This is a genomic window from Methanolinea sp., from assembly GCA_016699325.1.
Taxonomy (GTDB): domain Archaea; phylum Halobacteriota; class Methanomicrobia; order Methanomicrobiales; family Methanospirillaceae; genus UBA9949.
Window position 1 is genome coordinate 1,753,306 of sequence record CP064971.1, and the last position, 16,366, is coordinate 1,769,671.

The 16,366-nt window shown below is 55.4% G+C and carries 14 protein-coding genes; 5 read left to right on the forward strand and 9 right to left on the reverse strand.

Features of this window, described 5'->3' with window-relative positions:
- Window positions 1-3: 3 nt before the first annotated feature.
- From IPI71_09190 to IPI71_09210, 5 genes are all read right to left on the reverse strand, one after another.
- A complete protein-coding gene (locus IPI71_09190; GenBank protein QQR70802.1) occupies window positions 4-804 on the reverse strand; it encodes an RsmD family RNA methyltransferase in 801 nt (266 codons plus the stop codon).
- Between the two features lie 54 nt (window positions 805-858).
- On the reverse strand, window positions 859-1,449 hold the full coding sequence (locus IPI71_09195) for a DUF308 domain-containing protein (GenBank protein ID QQR70803.1): 591 nt from the start codon (window positions 1,447-1,449) through the stop codon (window positions 859-861).
- 43 nt (window positions 1,450-1,492) lie between these two features.
- Window positions 1,493-1,648 (reverse strand): hypothetical protein, encoded by a 156-nt coding sequence (locus IPI71_09200; GenBank protein QQR70804.1) that lies wholly within the window; start codon window positions 1,646-1,648, stop codon window positions 1,493-1,495.
- Between the two features lie 207 nt (window positions 1,649-1,855).
- Window positions 1,856-2,581, reverse strand: a complete 726-nt coding sequence (locus tag IPI71_09205) for an amino acid permease (GenBank protein ID QQR70805.1) — start codon at window positions 2,579-2,581, stop codon at window positions 1,856-1,858.
- A gap of 43 nt (window positions 2,582-2,624) precedes the next feature.
- On the reverse strand, window positions 2,625-3,158 hold the full coding sequence (locus tag IPI71_09210; protein QQR70806.1) for an amino acid permease: 534 nt from the start codon (window positions 3,156-3,158) through the stop codon (window positions 2,625-2,627).
- 329 nt (window positions 3,159-3,487) lie between these two features.
- Here IPI71_09210 and IPI71_09215 point away from each other — a divergent pair, with 329 nt between their 5' ends.
- From IPI71_09215 to IPI71_09230, 4 genes are all read left to right on the forward strand, one after another.
- Window positions 3,488-4,996, forward strand: a complete 1,509-nt coding sequence (locus IPI71_09215; GenBank protein QQR72016.1) for a DUF2769 domain-containing protein — start codon at window positions 3,488-3,490, stop codon at window positions 4,994-4,996.
- A 277-nt stretch (window positions 4,997-5,273) separates the two neighbouring features.
- The gene (locus IPI71_09220) at window positions 5,274-5,690 is read left to right on the forward strand and encodes a MarR family transcriptional regulator (GenBank protein QQR70807.1); all 417 of its coding nucleotides are present in this window, start codon (window positions 5,274-5,276) and stop codon (window positions 5,688-5,690) included.
- A 39-nt stretch (window positions 5,691-5,729) separates the two neighbouring features.
- Window positions 5,730-8,111, forward strand: coding sequence for an endopeptidase La (gene lon, locus IPI71_09225; protein QQR70808.1), 2,382 nt, complete (start codon window positions 5,730-5,732; stop codon window positions 8,109-8,111).
- A gap of 259 nt (window positions 8,112-8,370) precedes the next feature.
- On the forward strand, window positions 8,371-9,204 hold the full coding sequence (locus tag IPI71_09230; protein ID QQR70809.1) for a PrsW family intramembrane metalloprotease: 834 nt from the start codon (window positions 8,371-8,373) through the stop codon (window positions 9,202-9,204).
- 287 nt (window positions 9,205-9,491) lie between these two features.
- Here IPI71_09230 and IPI71_09235 read toward each other — a convergent pair whose 3' ends face one another.
- The gene (locus IPI71_09235; GenBank protein QQR70810.1) at window positions 9,492-10,550 is read right to left on the reverse strand and encodes a transposase; all 1,059 of its coding nucleotides are present in this window, start codon (window positions 10,548-10,550) and stop codon (window positions 9,492-9,494) included.
- Window positions 10,551-11,026: 476 nt separating this feature from the next.
- Here IPI71_09235 and IPI71_09240 point away from each other — a divergent pair, with 476 nt between their 5' ends.
- Window positions 11,027-11,944: a hypothetical protein gene (locus tag IPI71_09240; GenBank protein QQR70811.1), complete on the forward strand. Its 918-nt coding sequence runs from the start codon at window positions 11,027-11,029 to the stop codon at window positions 11,942-11,944.
- A 455-nt stretch (window positions 11,945-12,399) separates the two neighbouring features.
- Here IPI71_09240 and IPI71_09245 read toward each other — a convergent pair whose 3' ends face one another.
- The 3 genes from IPI71_09245 to IPI71_09255 are packed head-to-tail and all read right to left on the reverse strand — an operon-like array spanning window position 12,400 to window position 16,251.
- Window positions 12,400-14,127 (reverse strand): flippase-like domain-containing protein, encoded by a 1,728-nt coding sequence (locus IPI71_09245; protein ID QQR70812.1) that lies wholly within the window; start codon window positions 14,125-14,127, stop codon window positions 12,400-12,402.
- A 14-nt stretch (window positions 14,128-14,141) separates the two neighbouring features.
- Window positions 14,142-15,206 carry an NAD-dependent epimerase/dehydratase family protein gene (locus IPI71_09250; protein ID QQR70813.1) on the reverse strand — a complete coding sequence of 355 codons (1,065 nt, stop codon included), beginning with the start codon at window positions 15,204-15,206 and terminating at the stop codon, window positions 14,142-14,144.
- The gene (locus IPI71_09255; GenBank protein QQR70814.1) at window positions 15,199-16,251 is read right to left on the reverse strand and encodes an NAD-dependent epimerase/dehydratase family protein; all 1,053 of its coding nucleotides are present in this window, start codon (window positions 16,249-16,251) and stop codon (window positions 15,199-15,201) included. The genes IPI71_09250 and IPI71_09255 overlap by 8 nt, the downstream gene beginning before the upstream one ends.
- Window positions 16,252-16,366: the final 115 nt, after the last annotated feature.

A 16,366-nucleotide genomic window follows, 5' to 3' on the forward strand; every position in this document is an offset into this window, starting at 1 on the left:
CGCTCACGCTCCTTTTTCCAGGTCAAATACGTAGCGGCCGATGCCCCGGGCGACCCACCCGCACCGGTGGTGGAAGAGGACCGTGTAGCCCTTTTCCTCGAAGCCGCGGACCAGTCCTTCAACCTGGCGATCTCCCTTGAAGGTATAGAAATGCAACACCCCCCCGCCCCGGACCAGCGGGGCAAGGGTACCAAGGATTTCGTCCTTCCCGTAGGGGGTGGGGCAGATCAAGCGGTCGAACGGGGCTCCGTCCGCCTGCGTCAGCCCGAAGGCATCCGAGGCAAGAACACTGACCCGGTCCTCCACCTGGTTCAGGGCCAGGTTCTCCAGGAGCCATCGCACCGCTGCAGGGTTGTTCTCAACCGCGGTCACCAGCGCCCCTCGGTCTGCTGCCGGTATTACGAACGGGCCAACCCCGCAGAAGGGCACCAGCACCCGCTCTCCTGCCCCGACCAGCCGGGCGACCCGCTGGTGTTCGGTAGAGAGCCGCCCGGTAAAGAATACCTCGGAGAGGTCCATCCGGTACCGGTACCCTGCCTCCCGGTGCTCGGTGACCGTTGAGTTCCCCACCAGGAACTCGTAGCGGGGGACCCGATCAGCATGACCGACCGGCGCTGCCTTGGCAACCACGGTATGGATGTTCCGGCGAATCGACATGACTGCCAGGGCTATGTCCTGCCGGAATTCCGCAAGTTCCGGAGGGACGACCACCACCGCGATGTCCCCGATGACATCGAAGCTGTCCCGCAGGTAGCGCTGCTTCTCAGCGGGGATGGTGCCGGCAAGGAGTGTACGCAGGTTCATCCGGTAAGGGAGACTATCTCTTCAAACCTCATAAATGGCTCCCGGGACAGGGCGTCAGAACCGCTCCAGCCGCTCGAACCCGGGCAGGGGTGCACACGAACGTTCCCGGATGGCGAGCATCACCGAGCCTGCCAGGGCGATGACCCCTACTGCTATCATCACCCCGCCGATGATCCTGACGATGACCAGGCCAGAGAGGCGGGGCGAGAGGAGGATCAGGACGCCGAGAGCGGCAAGGACGACCCCGCCAGCTGCTGATACCAGCCGCCGGATGCCGGAACCGGGGTGGAATACTGCGGATATCGTCCCGGAAAGCCCGGCGACAACCATGAGGATCCCGAGGAGGACTGCAGCAAATGCCCCAATCGTCCCGGGATCGGTGAACGAGACGGCACCGAGCAGGACGGCGCAGATCCCGAGGATCAGCGGGACGACAAAGAGCATCCCGCCCGAACGGGAGAGTATCCAGGCACCGATAAATAGACCGATACCGGCCATGAAGGCCAGCACCCCGGCCAGGAAGATAGCTATCCGTAACGACTCCCCGGGGAACACGAAGAGGATCCCTCCCAGGAAAAGAAAGATTATCCCTGCCACAAGCAGCGGTTTCCAGGGCCCCGGGCCGCAGGCCATCCAGCATGCCATGCATGGAGGTGTACGTCCCCGGAGAAAAAGGATGTGTTCCCGGTCAAACCCCGGGGTTTTCCTGTCCTGGTTGTATCCATGCCAGGGGAAGACATGCAGGGTATACGCCCCGGTCGGCGGCACCCGAGGTCTTCCGGGACCAGGGGAGCAGGGCGTTTGCAAACGCGGTGGCAAAAGAGATCCCCTGGTACTTGAACAAAGACCCCAATACTACCTGCTTTTACCGGTTATATGGAGGCAGGCCGCAAATCCCTCCGATGAACCTCTGCCACTCTCTCCCCCCCATGACCGGGATGTCGGGAAATCTCCGGTTCTGTGCCGGGAACGGCTTTTATCATCGGGGTGGGGTGTGTCCTTTACATGGGCTGCCCATCACCATATTCCAGGGGGACTGTGCTTTGGAAGATCACTTGTGCATACGCTTCTTGTTGAGGATATAAGCAAGGACTCCGACGCTTATCCAGCCTATGCCGGCAATGATGGCATTGATATCCAGGAAGAAGGCGAGAGCCACACAACTCACCAGGCCGAGTAACGGGGTGACAGGATAAATGGGAACGGTGAACCTGCGATCGGCGTCAGGCATCGTCCGGCGGAGCTGGAGCAGGCTTGCATTGATGAAGAAGAAGGTCAGGAGGGTGCCAAAGTTGAAGATCGAGGCCAGCCCTGCGAGATTGGCCCTGGTGAGCAGGACGATCAGGCTGATCACGACCCCGGAGACGACCACACCTGTCGCGGGGATTCCCTGTCCCGAGACTTTTGCGAGCGTCCCGGGGATTACCCCCTGGCGTGCCATGGCAAAAAGGGCCCTCGATGCACCGATGATCGAGGAGATGATGACCGAGGTCGTGGCAAAGAGGGCCGATACCGCAACAAACTTGAGGAAGAGCGGGTTGCTCGTCGCCACCCTGAGGGCCAGTTCGAGTGGTGCCTTCGACTGCCCGAGGGTCTGCCAGTCGATGAGCCCCACAGCAACCATCGCAACACCGATGTAGAGGAGAGTACATATACCGAAGGAGATGAGGATCGCACGGTGCACGTTCTTTTCCGGGTCCTTCACCTCCTCGGCCACCATCGCGATGGTATTGAAGCCGATGAAGGCAAAGAAGATGATAGAGGCTCCCGACAGCATACCCTTGATCCCTTCCGGGAAGAACGGCTTATAATTGGAAAAGTCACCGCTGTGGACGAGATAGTAATGCCCCTCCTACGACGATAAACAGGACGAGCGCTGTTACTTTAAGGACGACAAGGGCATTGTTTGTCCATGATGCCTCCTGCATCCCTCTCAGGTTCAGGAGCATGAGAAAGAGCGGCCAGACGGTCCCCACCGCGACAAGGGTGGCGGTCGAGGGAGGGATGCCGACAAAGTACGCCAGATAGGCAGCAAACCCGAGGCTGACAGCACTTGCCCCGATGATATAATCAAACGATTTCATCCATCCCACCACAAAACCCGGAAAGGCACCGAAGGCTTTGGCCGTGTAGATGTAGGAAGCCCCTGTCTCGGTGATGAACGAGGAGAGTTCTGACGCGGAGAGACCGGTGAGGAGTGCCACAAAACCGGCGATCAGGAACGAAAGAATGACCGAGGGCCCGGCTAACCCTGCAGCGACCCCGATCAGCACAAAGATACCGGTGCCTATGATCGCTCCAATCCCAATACCTGCTGCAGTCCACAGGCCAAGGGATTTTTTCAGCGTTGTCATATCAATACACCGGCCATTAGTGAATATCCTTCAATTACCCGTATATTAGGTTTTGGGAATCATCATTTAAGAGGAAAGGACGGGAAAACTGCATCATATTTAGGAGTCTGCAGGTCAGACAGGTGCAGATCTTCCTGTTATCCGCAATCGGCCACTTGGGCCTGCTGTTCCTCCGTCATGGCCTTCAGTTTCTCTTTCAGGTCTTCAAACGTATCCATGGGAACACCCCGGCGGTGTATGATGACCCAGCACCATTAAAGGCTATCCTGGATACCAGATCCGGATATAATACCCAAGAATCGTCGATAATCCGCGTTGTGGCAAGTTTTATGGTCCCCATGAACGACTACGTTGTTACGATGAAGATCCCGGTAACAGAGGAGAACCGGAAACTGTGTCTCTGCGCCAGGTGTCCCTCCTATCCTCACCTGTGCAGGGGCGAAAAATTGTACTGTGCTCTCGGCAGCACGTCATGCGATATCAGTGCCCGGGGGTGCATCTGCCCTGATTGCGCGATCTATGAACAGTATTCTCTCAAAGGGATTTATTTCTGCGACAAGGAATCCGATAAAGAATCAGGGGTGGTGATGCGGAAAAAGCGCCACAATGAAGATACTGCACAATATCAGGCAATACATGACATCAAAGCTGTCGCCTCGACGGGAAAGAGTGTTGTCCGCTCGATGGGATCGCAAAAACAACTCCCCTTCTCCCTTGACGATCTCCACTTCATCCCGGCACAGGTGTACAAAATCCCCAGGAACCGGGAAGACCCGGTGGATACCACAACCGTGATCGGCCCGGCTTCTGCAAGGCCCCTCCTCTCCTCCTCCCCCATCCTCATATCGGGTATGAGCTACGGGGCAGTCTCAAAGAATGTGAAACTGATCATCTCCCGGGTGGCAGCACAGGAGAAGATCGTGTTCAATTCCGGGGAAGGAGGGGTCCTCCCCGAGGATCTTTTGGCCAGGGATCACCTGATCGTGCAGTATTCGACGGGGCGGTTCGGTATCACCGGGGAACTTCTTGCACAGGCTGCAGGGGTGGAGATACGGTTCTCGCAGGGGGCTTACCCGGGAAAGGGGAGCTTCCTCCCTGCCGCCAAGATAACGAAGGATATCGCGAGTATACGGGGGTTAAAAGAGGGCGAGGATGCATATTCCCCGGCCCACCACCCGGATATCCTCACTCCCGAGGACCTTGCAGGAAAAGTTGACTGGCTCCGTTCCATTACCCGGGGTGCACCGATCGGGGCGAAGATCGGGTGTGGTGCACTTGAGCAGGACATTGCGGTCCTCGTCTCTGCAGGTGTCGATTTCATTGCCATTGACGGGTTCGGGGGAGGGACGGGAGCAACCAACGACTTTGTCCGGGAGAACGTCGGCATACCGCTCGCCGTGGCATTGCCCCGCGCCGCACGGTACTTGAGGGAACACGGGGTCAGGGACAGGGTCTCGTTGATATGCGGAGGATCGCTTCGCACCTCCGGGGACTTCGCAAAATGTCTTGCCCTGGGGGCAGATGCAGTGTACATCGGCACAGCTGCCCTGATTGCCATAAACTGCGAACAATACCGGCTCTGTCATACAGGTCTTTGCCCTACAGGAGTGACCACCCAGCGACCTGATCTGGTTGCCCGGTGTGATGTTGCAACAGGGGTCTCCCGGCTGGGCAACTTCGTGAGGGTGATGACCGAGGAGATTGCCCACCTGGCCAGGATTACCGGCAAGGATTCCGTTCATCATCTCTCGTGCCGCGACCTGGTCTCGTTCAACAGGGACCTGGCCCTCATAACCGGGTGTCCCTGGGTGGGAGATAGCTCCATGGAAAACCCATGATCCATCCCGTCCTGTGAACAGACCTGTAATCTTCTTCAACGGTGTTTTTTTTTTTTAATTCGATGGGTCTTTTCCTGAAAGGATCCCTATCAGTAGTTCTTCGGGCTTTTCAACGGATAGCAGGGCCCCTGTCCCTGCTTTTTCCGCGAGGATTTGTTCTCCCCCTCCGAATTCATCCCCTCCTGGCCTGGACGCGGGGGGGAGAGACCGCGTACCAGGATAGGATCGATCTCAAGCTTATTATTAGGGAAAGCCTAACTAATAACAGGCAGAGGTCATGAAGGCGGAGGAACGGTTGCTGGCCGCGGTGGAACATCTGATCAGGATACGAAACGAGACCTCCTCCCTCATCCTCTCTGAATGCGGGGTCCCCGAGATCACGGTTAAACAGATCGGGTACCTGAAGACCATCGACGAACAGGGCGATGTGACCTTCACCCGCCTCGCCGAGATCACGAGGACCTCGAAGCCCACGGTTACCGAGATGATCAACCGGTTCGAGAGCATGGAATGTGTCTACCGGGAGCGGTCCCCAAGCGACAGGAGAGTCATTTTTATCCGGCTCACTGAGAAAGGCCGGAGGATCGCCCGGGCTGATGAGGATGCACTCTCCCTGCTCATCGGGCGGATGAGAGAATCTCTCGATGACGATGACCTGGATCTCCTTGCAAAGATCATCAGGAAGGTCTGGTAACCCGAGAAAAGGATCCCACAGCACACAAGGATCACAGCAATGTTTGGATTCAACACTCCGAGGAACCCTGAACTCCTCGTCATACCCCTCTCCGGGATCGTGGTCTTTCCATTGACCCGGACCAGGCTGAACGTCGAAAAACCTGTCGGTCAGGCGCTGGCCGAAGCACTTTCCAGGGGCGGTCCTGCAGAAGCAATCGCCATCGCCGAAAGCGGTGATGCCGGTGAGCCCAAGGCATCGCTCTTCCCGGTCGGGTGCCTCGTTAAGGTGATGGCTGCCGAGCCTTCCGACGAAGGGTACGTGATCGATGCCCTTGCCAGCCGGAAGGCCAGGGTGGTGGGGGTGAATGAGCGGGATGGCCGGCTCTATGCCACCTGGGCTCCCTTCCCGGACCGGGATGACCTCGATGAACCGATGAAGAAAGCCCTGCTTGCCGAGATCCGGGCAATCATCCACGATATCAGCAGCCATTTCAAGGGAGCCGCGCAATTCACCCACTCTGTCAATGCGATGGAATCAGTCGACCAGGTCATGGGGTACGTCCTGCTGTTTGCACCGGTTGCCACCAGCGAGAAGCAGGCCATACTTGAGACCGAATCGGCTCGTGAGCGGGCCCGGATGTTCCTTGACCTCCTTGGAAAGGTCAGGGAGCATATCAACTTCCGGGTCGAGATGGCACAGAAGGTCTCCGAGAAGGTTCACAGCTCGAACCGGGAGGCGATGCTCCGTGAGCAGCTGAAGCTGATCCAGGAAGAGTTGAACGAGATCGAGGGGGGCGTGCCCGGGGACTCGGGGTACCGGGAGCGGATCGAGCAATCGAAGATGCCCGAAGAAGTCCGTAAAAAAGCCCTTTCCGAGGCACGGAAACTCGAGGGTTCCGGTGGGCAGAACCACGAGGGCCATATCATCAGGAATTACCTGGACCTGCTCCTCGACCTACCCTGGGTGACGGAGGAGAAGAACACCGTTGACATTGCGGAAGCCCGGAAGGTTCTCGATGCCAACCACACCGGGCTTGAGAAGGTAAAGGAGCGGATCATCCAGCACCTGGCGGTGATGAAGCTGAAGCACGAGAAGCAGGGATCGATCCTGCTCCTGACCGGCCCGCCCGGGACCGGAAAGACGAGCCTTGGCAGGAGCATCGCCGATGCCCTGGGCCGGAAGTACGTGCGGGTCAGCCTTGGCGGGGTCCGGGACGAGGCCGAGATCCGGGGCCACCGGAGGACCTATGTAGGGGCCCTCCCGGGACGGATCATCCAGGGGATCCGGCGGGCCGGGGTGAAGAACCCGGTCTTCATCCTGGACGAGGTTGACAAGCTCGGCTTCTCCCACCTGGGCGATCCGGCAAGTGCCCTGCTCGAGGTTCTTGATCCCGAACAGAACAATACGTTCTCAGACCACTACCTGGAGGTCCCCTACGACCTCTCCGAGGTGCTGTTCATTGCAACGGCAAATACCACCGCCACCATCCCGGCTCCGCTCCTTGACCGGATGGAGCTGATCGAGATCCCCGGGTACACGAAAAACGAGAAGTTCTCCATCGCCCGGAACCACCTCATCCCTGAAGTCCTCGATGAACATGGTCTTGATGCAGGCAGTCTCGAGATCAGGGACGATGCTCTCCGGGGAATCGTGGAGCGGTATACCCGCGAAGCCGGGGTCCGGTGGCTGAAGAAGCAGCTGGCACGGGTCGCCCGGTATGCCTCGGAGAAGATCGTCTCCGGGAGGGCCGAAAAGCCCTTCGTCGTTTGCGAGGAGATGCTTGATACGATCCTGGGAAGGGAGGTGGTCCGCCAGGAAGCGGCACGAAAGGTCGCGGTCCCCGGCGTGGTGACCGGGCTTGCCTGGACCCCGGTTGGGGGAGAGATCCTGTTCATCGAGGGGACGGCCATGCCAGGAAAGGGGAGACTTACCCTGACCGGGCAGCTTGGTGACGTGATGAAGGAGTCGGCAACCATCTCGATGAGCCTGGCCCGCTCCCGGCTGGCGTACAAGGCGACCGGGTTTGATTTCATCGCCAGTGACGTCCACATCCATGTGCCGTCCGGGGCCACACCAAAGGACGGTCCGTCGGCAGGAATAGCCCTCTTTGCCGCGCTTGCCTCCCTCATCACCGGGACCACGGTCGACCCGAAGACGGCCATGACCGGGGAGATCACGCTGTCCGGTGCCGTCCTCCCGGTCGGCGGTATACGCGAAAAGGTACTTGCCGCCCACCGGGCCGGGATCAGGACGATCATCCTCCCCGGGGAGAACCGGCGTGACCTCGAGGATGTCCCCGAGGAAGCCCGGGACGGGATCCGCTTCGTCTTCGTGGATACCATCGACCAGGTGCTCAAGGAGGCGCTTGGGTTGGATCTCCAGGAGAGCATGGTGCCCTTCCCGGCAAGGAACTGCGTCATCCCGGTGGGGAATATCTGAACGGATTCCCCCTTCTCCATTTTTCGTTATCTCCCCCCGACCGGAGCTGGTGTCCCAATTGTTCTGATGCCTGAATGAAGACCTCCCGCGCAATTCTCCTCCCCTCCCGGGGTGCTGCCGTAACGCGGCCAGGCCTGCACAGTCTTACGGCGGACCCGCCCCCTGGTGGCGGTCTTTGTCGCCCGCAGTGTTCCTGACCGCGGCTTTGCCATCCTGTTTCGCAGCGATTATAACGTGCCGTCTAATACCCGTATAGAGCATGCTCGGTCTGTTCGTCCTCGCCATCGCCCCGGCGGTATTCATTCTCAGCTACTTCTACCTGAAGGACCGGTACGAACCCGAACCTCTCGGCTGGGTTGCAAAGGTCTTTTTTATCGGGGCTTTCATGACCATCCCGGCCGTTCTCCTGGAGATGCCTTTTTCACCAGGCTTAATGGCGACGGTAGTTGCCGCCCCGATCATCGAGGAGTTGCTGAAGTTCTGTGCGGTATATTTCACCGTGTACCGGGACGAAGAGTTCGATGAACCGGTCGATGGGATCGTCTATGCCTCGGCTGCTGCCCTCGGGTTTGCAATGGTCGAGAATGTGGCCTATGTCCTGGAAGGAGGAATGGCTGTTGGCGTCATCCGGGCCGTGGCCTCTGTCCCTGCCCATGCCCTCTTCTCCTCGATCTGGGGATACAGCCTCGGGGTTGCCCGGTTCAGGCCGGCAAACCAGCGTACGGTCCTGGTCGCCTCCGGTCTTGCCGGGGCGATGCTCTTCCACGGGTTCTTCAACCTCCTGGCATCTGACTCGATGATGCTCGGCCTGGTGGTCATCCTGGTGCTGCTGGTCCCGTCCGGCTGGTGGCTTGCCCACCGGAACATCGGACATGCCCATAATCACCCGGCGTCGGCGCGGATGCGGATGGGAATGGGGGAAGCCGTCCGGCCTGCCGGTGATGGAAGCGGGGAGGGGCACACCCTGTCCACGGTCGAGACCGAAGCCCGGGCCTCCCCATCGCAGGGACGTTTCTGCACCAGGTGCGGGTCGCCGGTATCACCGGCTGACGGATTCTGCCGGTCCTGCGGGGCACCGGTCGATCGCGAATGACCCGGAAAGTCGCTCCCTGCGGCGAGAGAAATGACACACTCCTCCAGCACGCGTAGAAAGGAAAACCGGACTGGGAAGAGAGCTCGCATTTCAATCCACGCACTGGCACGGAAGCCCCGCTGTGGGAACGCAGTCGTAGAGTGCCAGGGTCTCTATCCGAGCATGGTGACGTGTTTTCTGCCCGTGTTCCAGGGCATCGAAATGGTCACCTGCAGGTGTAACTCAGCCGGTACCAGTGTATCTGGAATTGGGATAAAAGAGTAAAAGATTCTAGCCCCCTATCGGGATTACCATTCAGCCAAGGCCTGTAATTTCTTCTTTGAGCGAAATCCGCTTAAAATAATCATCCCGGCTAAAAGTACATCAATACAAACGAATTTGACAACAGAGCTCCGTGAATATCTGTGCAATCTCTGAAGAGAGAGCGCATCTTTGACCAATTTAAAGAAATCTTCGATCAAAGAGCGAATACCGAGATAGTCAGTCCACTGATTCAGTTCACATTTTAGCCTGGCAAGAAGAGTCTCATATTCTCGCTTGATCTTTTTCCCATCATGTCGGGAATACACAGAAAGCGGATAACACATTTTACTGAACGCTTTCTCAATTTTGAAGTTACTTCGTGGGAATATGAGCGGGACGATCTTATAGTTCAACACACCAAGTTGATAATTTTTTGAAGAAAAATAGCCTTTATCGAAAATAATCATGTCACCATTCCGAATGATTCTCCTTCTCCTCAATTCGTTCATAATCTCTACAAAGAGAGCAGAATCATGTGGTGAACCTGGATGAAGGAGCACACAAAGCGGTAACAATGTTGGGTATTCGATCACGAGGGTCAATTTGTAACCGAGATAATATCCCCGCGTATTGGAAAAGCCCCACCGGTAATCTTTCTTTAACAGATCCTTTTTTCTGAACTTTCTCCTGAAAACATTGAGATCCAGAGTGATAGCAGATCCATCAACAATCATTTTCCTGTGGTTCCTCCTGGATGGGCGTGTGCACATGGAATTCAGGATATCAGAGATCAGCAAGACTAATTGATCGTCCTTCATTTTGCTGATAAATTGATAGATGACAGCGGCAGAGGGAACCTGTGCCACATGCGCAAAACTTCGTAATGCGCTTCGTTTTGTGAGTTCTTCCAGAAGATAGGTGATATCTACCGAGAAATACATCGAAATGAAAAGGATACGGAATATTGTTCCTGCTTTCTCGACTGGCACAACGCCATGCCGTGCCATGGCCTGCTTGACCACACGGGACCTTGTCATGTTCATGATCTGTTCGAGGAGTAACCATTTTGGGTCTTCGGGATCTACTATGATGGGAGTGTTCATTTGTGTTCAAATATGAATGCTCCCTTGAGTACGATCAATTTTACGGTTTAATCTTGCTCATTTCTGTATTTTAGTCGATTATTAACTGTACTTTTTGTCGGGGAGCGCATTTATCCTCTGATTCTGAATATTAATGCTAATTTAGCGCTGGATCCATCAGGATCTCAAAAGGGGGTTAAAACCTGACTTCGCCAGAAGAAGGATGAGAAGGTAGTGTTTATATAATTTCATGCAAAAAAACACAGCCTTCTCATTAGGTAATATAGCATTAATCGATAAAATTGATTCGGAGACCAACTTTTTCGCATCAGTTCTTGGCGGAGTTGGTGGTCGAAGCAAGTCATTCATACCATCCGTAAAAGCTTCTCATCAGCAACAAACTCAATCAATCGGTATCGATCAATAAGATTCTGGACTTTACCCCCGACGAACTTCTCAAGACACTGGGGTTTGAAGATACAATTTCAGACCGGAGTTTGTATCGGACTCTGGAACGACTGGGAGAAAGAAAGTCGATTGTTCTTGACCAGTTTCAACGCTGGATCTCCCAGCAGAGCCTCGTGGATCCAACCCAGTTCGTGGACTTCAGTTCGAGTTACTTTGAGGGGACAAAATGTCCGCTGGGGGAGTTAGGGTATTCCCGGGACAATCAGCCAGGGAAACTCCAGATCGCATTTGGGATCAGTGTCGGCCTCAATAACATACCGACGATGCTGACCATCCAGAAAGGAAATGTTCAGGATAAAAAGCATATGCAGATGCTGATCCGGTTATGCTCGAGCGTTCTTCCTGAAGGCAGTCTTCTGGTGTTTGACTGTGGAGGGAATACCCAGGATAACAAACGAAGGATCCGCGATCTGAAGTTCCATTATTTGACCCTGAAAGCAAAGAAGAAAGGACCATACCGGAACGAGATAACGATCTACCATGCCAGGAAAGAAAGCCAGGTTTCATTCGTTTCTGGCAACCGGGTCTATTCATGTGTCAAATATCGGGATGGCGAAGAAGTCCGGTACATATTTTTCTGTGACGACCTGGCCTGTGACCAGTTGACGAAGAAAGCAAGGAAACTTGAGAAAGACCTGGAGAAGGGGAAGGTTCTCACAAAGAAGGTTGAACGCGGAAAAGATCTCGGCCAGTATATCGCTCCTGAGGGTTGGATCATCGCCCGTGGTCATCTCCAGAAGATCATTGGCGATATCCCCAACCCCTATGTAACCGGTCTTGAAGGTTTCTTCGTGCTTGAATCAACCATCGATGATGATCCCGAAAACATCCTGAATGCCTACAAGAATCGTGACCGTGCAGAGAAGTTCATCCGGGACCTCAAAGAAGGAGCCGAGCTCCGGCCGATCCGGCACTGGTCCAAACACGCGGTGATCGGTGCGTGTTGATCGTTTTCCTCACCAAAGTCCTGGTGAGTTTGACACAACTTTTCTGTAAAGATCCCGTCGTGAAAAATCTGAAAGTCCTCAAAAATTATCTCACGAATTTGACACTTACGATCATATACCCTTCTTTTGGGTATCCTGTCAAGATCATTTCCAACTTCTCCCCAGAAATACGCCCAATTCTTGGAGATTTTATCAAGAGATATGGTAGCCTGGAGGCGCCAAATCACTGGTAAATTGCTTCTGGCGAATTGGGTTAAGTCGTTTAAATTTGATGGAAGTACTGAAAAGTGGCGAAGTTAGGTTAAAAGATTCTTCAGCTCCCTCATGCCGGTCGAGGAGTGCCAGCGGGAGCCGCCGGTCCTTCCAGGCTTCGCTGCTGCGGATACAACTCCTTCAATTGGGTCCCTGCATGGCGGGGACGGTCCTGGGCATGGCCTGTGGTACCGCAGCTCTCCCTATTCTTTCATCCTCCTGAAATACCACCTCGATGCAAATGCGATCTGAATGGTGGCAATGCTGCCAAAGCCAAAAATTACTATCCCCCTGGCAAAATGGTCGATGAGAGCGATCGACATTCCCACGACGCTCTGCACTGAGAACAGCAGGAGTATCCCCGTGATGGTGGCTTCGTGGATCCCGAGGCCTGCGGGAGTCAGGGGCAGTGCCTGTGCAATAAAAGCAACGATTCCTGCGATCGTGGCATACGCGAAGGGCAGGTCATGACCGGTACTTCTGGCCGCAAAGAAGATGCTGCCGATCTCGAAGAGCCACACTGGAAACGAGAGTGCGAGGCTGAGTGCAACCGCCCCCGTGTTTCTCGAGGTATTTACCAGTCCCTCATTGAGCAGGACGATGGACTGGCGTATGGACGGAACCCGGCCCTCGAATATGCATATGATCTTTTCGTCGTAGCGATAGATAAGAAAAAGGGCGATGAACATCGCAGCGATGAGAATAAACGCTCCAGCCTCGATGAACATGAAGGCCTCCTGGTAAAAGAATACCGATGCCACACCCAGGAGGAGGGCCAGGGTGACCATGTCCATGATCCGTTCAATGACTATGGTGGACAGCGTCATGCCAAGGGGCGCATCGGATGTGGTCTTCAGGGCGGCACCCCTGGCAATATCGCCGAGGCGCATGGGGACGAGATAATTAAAAAACCACCCGAACATGAGGCACTTGAAAAGGATATCCCGCGGGTACACGTATCCCGCGGTCCTCAGGAGAACACTCCACCTCCAGGTCCTCACCAGGAACGAGAGCAGTATGGCAAGGCATCCAAGAAAAATCCAGGGCCACGACACGTGCCCGAGGATCTCAAAAATGGCTGCAAATCCCGTGAAGGTAAATAGAAAGACCAGTATGAGGAGACCGAACAGGAGTGCGAGGACTATTCCAATCCATGAACCTTTCACAAAAAAATGGAAGAGATCTCTGAGGGCGATATAATTCCCATGGAAGAAGAGGCTGAGAAACCTCTTTCCATACACCGTGGCATTCCTCGAAAGTTTTAATTTTGCCTCCCCTGCCGAGCGGTCTGTCCAGTGGACCGGGACCTCGATACTCCGGAACCCAAGGATATGTGCCCTGACGGGGATCTCCACCGTAAGGTCGAAACCCGATGACTCGAGGTTTGCCACTCCGATAGCATCGAGGACCTCCTTCCTGTAGGCCTTGAACGCATTGGTTATGTCCCTGTTGGGGATCCCGAACGCGAACCTTACCAGGTTGTTGAATGCCCTGTTGGCAACCATCTTTTTCGGGGAGTATCCTCTCAATGACCCGCCTTCGATGAAACGCGAGCCATAGGCAATATCATATCCCTTCCGGATCCCCTCCACCAGGAGCGGGATGTCATGCGGGTCGTCAGAAAGGTCCCCCATGAAGGGGACGATGATATCTCCCGTTGCTTCCCTCATTCCAGCCTTGACTGCATTGCCAAAACCCGGAGATGAAGTCCGGTGGACCGGGCGGACGTGGGAATCGCCTGCTGCGAGGTTGTCGATCAAGGCACCTGTGGAGTCGGTGCTGTTGTCATCCACGGGGATAATCTCGTATGAAGGGATGGAGGGGGAGGCCTGCAATACTTTTGAGAGGTTCTCGATCGCCCGGACGATGTTTCCCTCCTCGTTCCTGGCCGGGATGATACACGAGAGGAGAACGCGGTCGTCGATGGTCATGGTTTTCCCAGGTCCTAGAAAATATTGGAAACAAGGTGCTTATTGGCCTGGATCCACCGGGAGATATCCGTGATGGTCTCTTTCACAGTTTTTTCGGGCTGCCATCCACATGACCGCCTGACTTTTGCATTATCCGTTATGTACCAGACCAGGTCGTTGGGCCGGTTCACGGGTTCGGATGATATGGGAATTGTCGCTCCTGTTACCTGCCTGCAGAGGGAAGTCATTTCCCGGAGGGAGATACTGTTGCCCGCACCACCGCCCACGTTGAATATCTCCCCGTTCATCTCCCTGATACGTTCAATCTGGATCGCAACCAGGCCGCAGAGGTCATCAACGTGCAGGACATCCCTGACCTGCTTGCCTGTGCCGTTATAACCAAAATACGCGAGATTTTTCCCAAAAATATGGCAGGCCGTCCAGAGCATCACGACCCCCTGGTCGACCTTCCCCATCTGCCACGGCCCGGAAACGAGCCCGCACCGGTTGATTACCGCCCTGATACCGTACGAGTCGATATATTCCCCGATGACATATTCAGAACACAATTTTGTTGCCCCGTACAGGGACCGTGGACCTTGGAGGGGGAATTCCTCGTTGATCCCCGATGTGCTCACCCCGGGGAGCCTGGGGTTCTCACCGAGCGAAAAACGGGTTTCTTCCTCCACGTACGGCAGGCTGTTGATCAGCCGGTACGGGTACACCCTGCTGGTCGAAAGGAAAATCATGTCCGCATCGTTCTTTCTCACTTCCTCCAGGCACCGGACTGTCCCGAAAAGGTTGGTATTCAGCACGTACCGCGGGGAGGAAGTGACGCCGGCAAGGACGGACGGCTCTGCCGAGCACTCAACCATCAGGTCAAAAGGAGGGAGGGATTCGAAATCCTCCTCTTCCCTCACGTCGCCGTGGAAAAACCGGACCCCTGCCTCCTTCAGCCGGGGGAGGTTTCCTTCCGAGCCCCTCCGTTTCAGGTTGTCAAAACAGATGACTTCGGCCGAGGGAAATTTCTTTTTTAAGAATACGGCCAGGCTGGACCCGATGAACCCTGCACCGCCGGTGATCAGGATGCTGTCATACATGGCGTGCATGGACCTCGCAGAGTTCTTTTATAATACGGTCCATATTGTAGCGGAAATCCCAGCCAGGGTAATGCTCCCTGAATTTTGATACGTCCGAGATGTACCAGATGTGGTCTCCCGCCCGGTTTGCATCAGAATACTCCAGAACAGCCTTTTTATCGAGGATATTTTCAATCATGGAAATTGCCTCCATCATCGAGATATTCGAGTGGCGGGAGCCCCCGATATTGTACACCTCTGCGGTACGGGGGTCCCTGGCAAAATGATAGAACGCATTGACCAGGTCGTAACTATGGATGTTGTCGCGGACCTGTTTCCCCTTGTAGCCGAAAATGGTATATTTCCTGCCGGTCGCAATGCATTTGGCGAGGTACGCCAGGAACCCGTGGAGTTCGGCCGGGCTGTGCGCAGGCCCGGTCAGGCACCCTCCCCTGAAGCATACCGTGTGGAGCCCGAAGTACAGGCCGTATTCCTGGACGAGCAGGTCTGCCGAAGCCTTTGACGTCCCGAACAGGCTGTGCATCGACTGGTCGATCGGCATGCTCTCATCTATCCCATTGAAATACTGATGGTCCGGGTCAAGCTCAAACCTCGTTTCGAGCTCCATCAAGGGAAGTGCATTCGGGCGATCTCCATAGACCTTGTTCGTGGACGTGAAAATGAACGCTCCATCCGGGGCATATTTCCGAAAATTTTCGAGAAGCACCAGGGTCCCGTACGCGTTGATCTCAAAGTCCGTGTAGGGCTCCCTTGCAGCCCAGTCATGGGACGGCTGGGCGGCGCAATGGATGACGAGGTCAAAGGGATAGGCCCGGAATATCTCTTCGATCTTTTCCTTGTCCCTGATATCCACGGCAAAATGCTGGTACCCTTCCACCTCCCCGGATAACTTCTCGATGTTCCAGCGGGTGCTGGCCTCCTCGCCAAAAAAATAGCTGCGTAAATCGTTATCTATCCCGACGACCTGGTATCCTTTCGATGCGAAGAACTTCACGGATTCTGATCCAATAAGGCCACCCGACCCTGTGACCAGAGCGTTTTTCATTAAAAATACATTAAATACTGTTTCTATTAAAGCATTCCTTAAAGAAATCACTGTATTTTCCCGGGTAGAGGAACCCCGCAGGATCGGGACGATACGAATACCTGTTCCCTGGGAT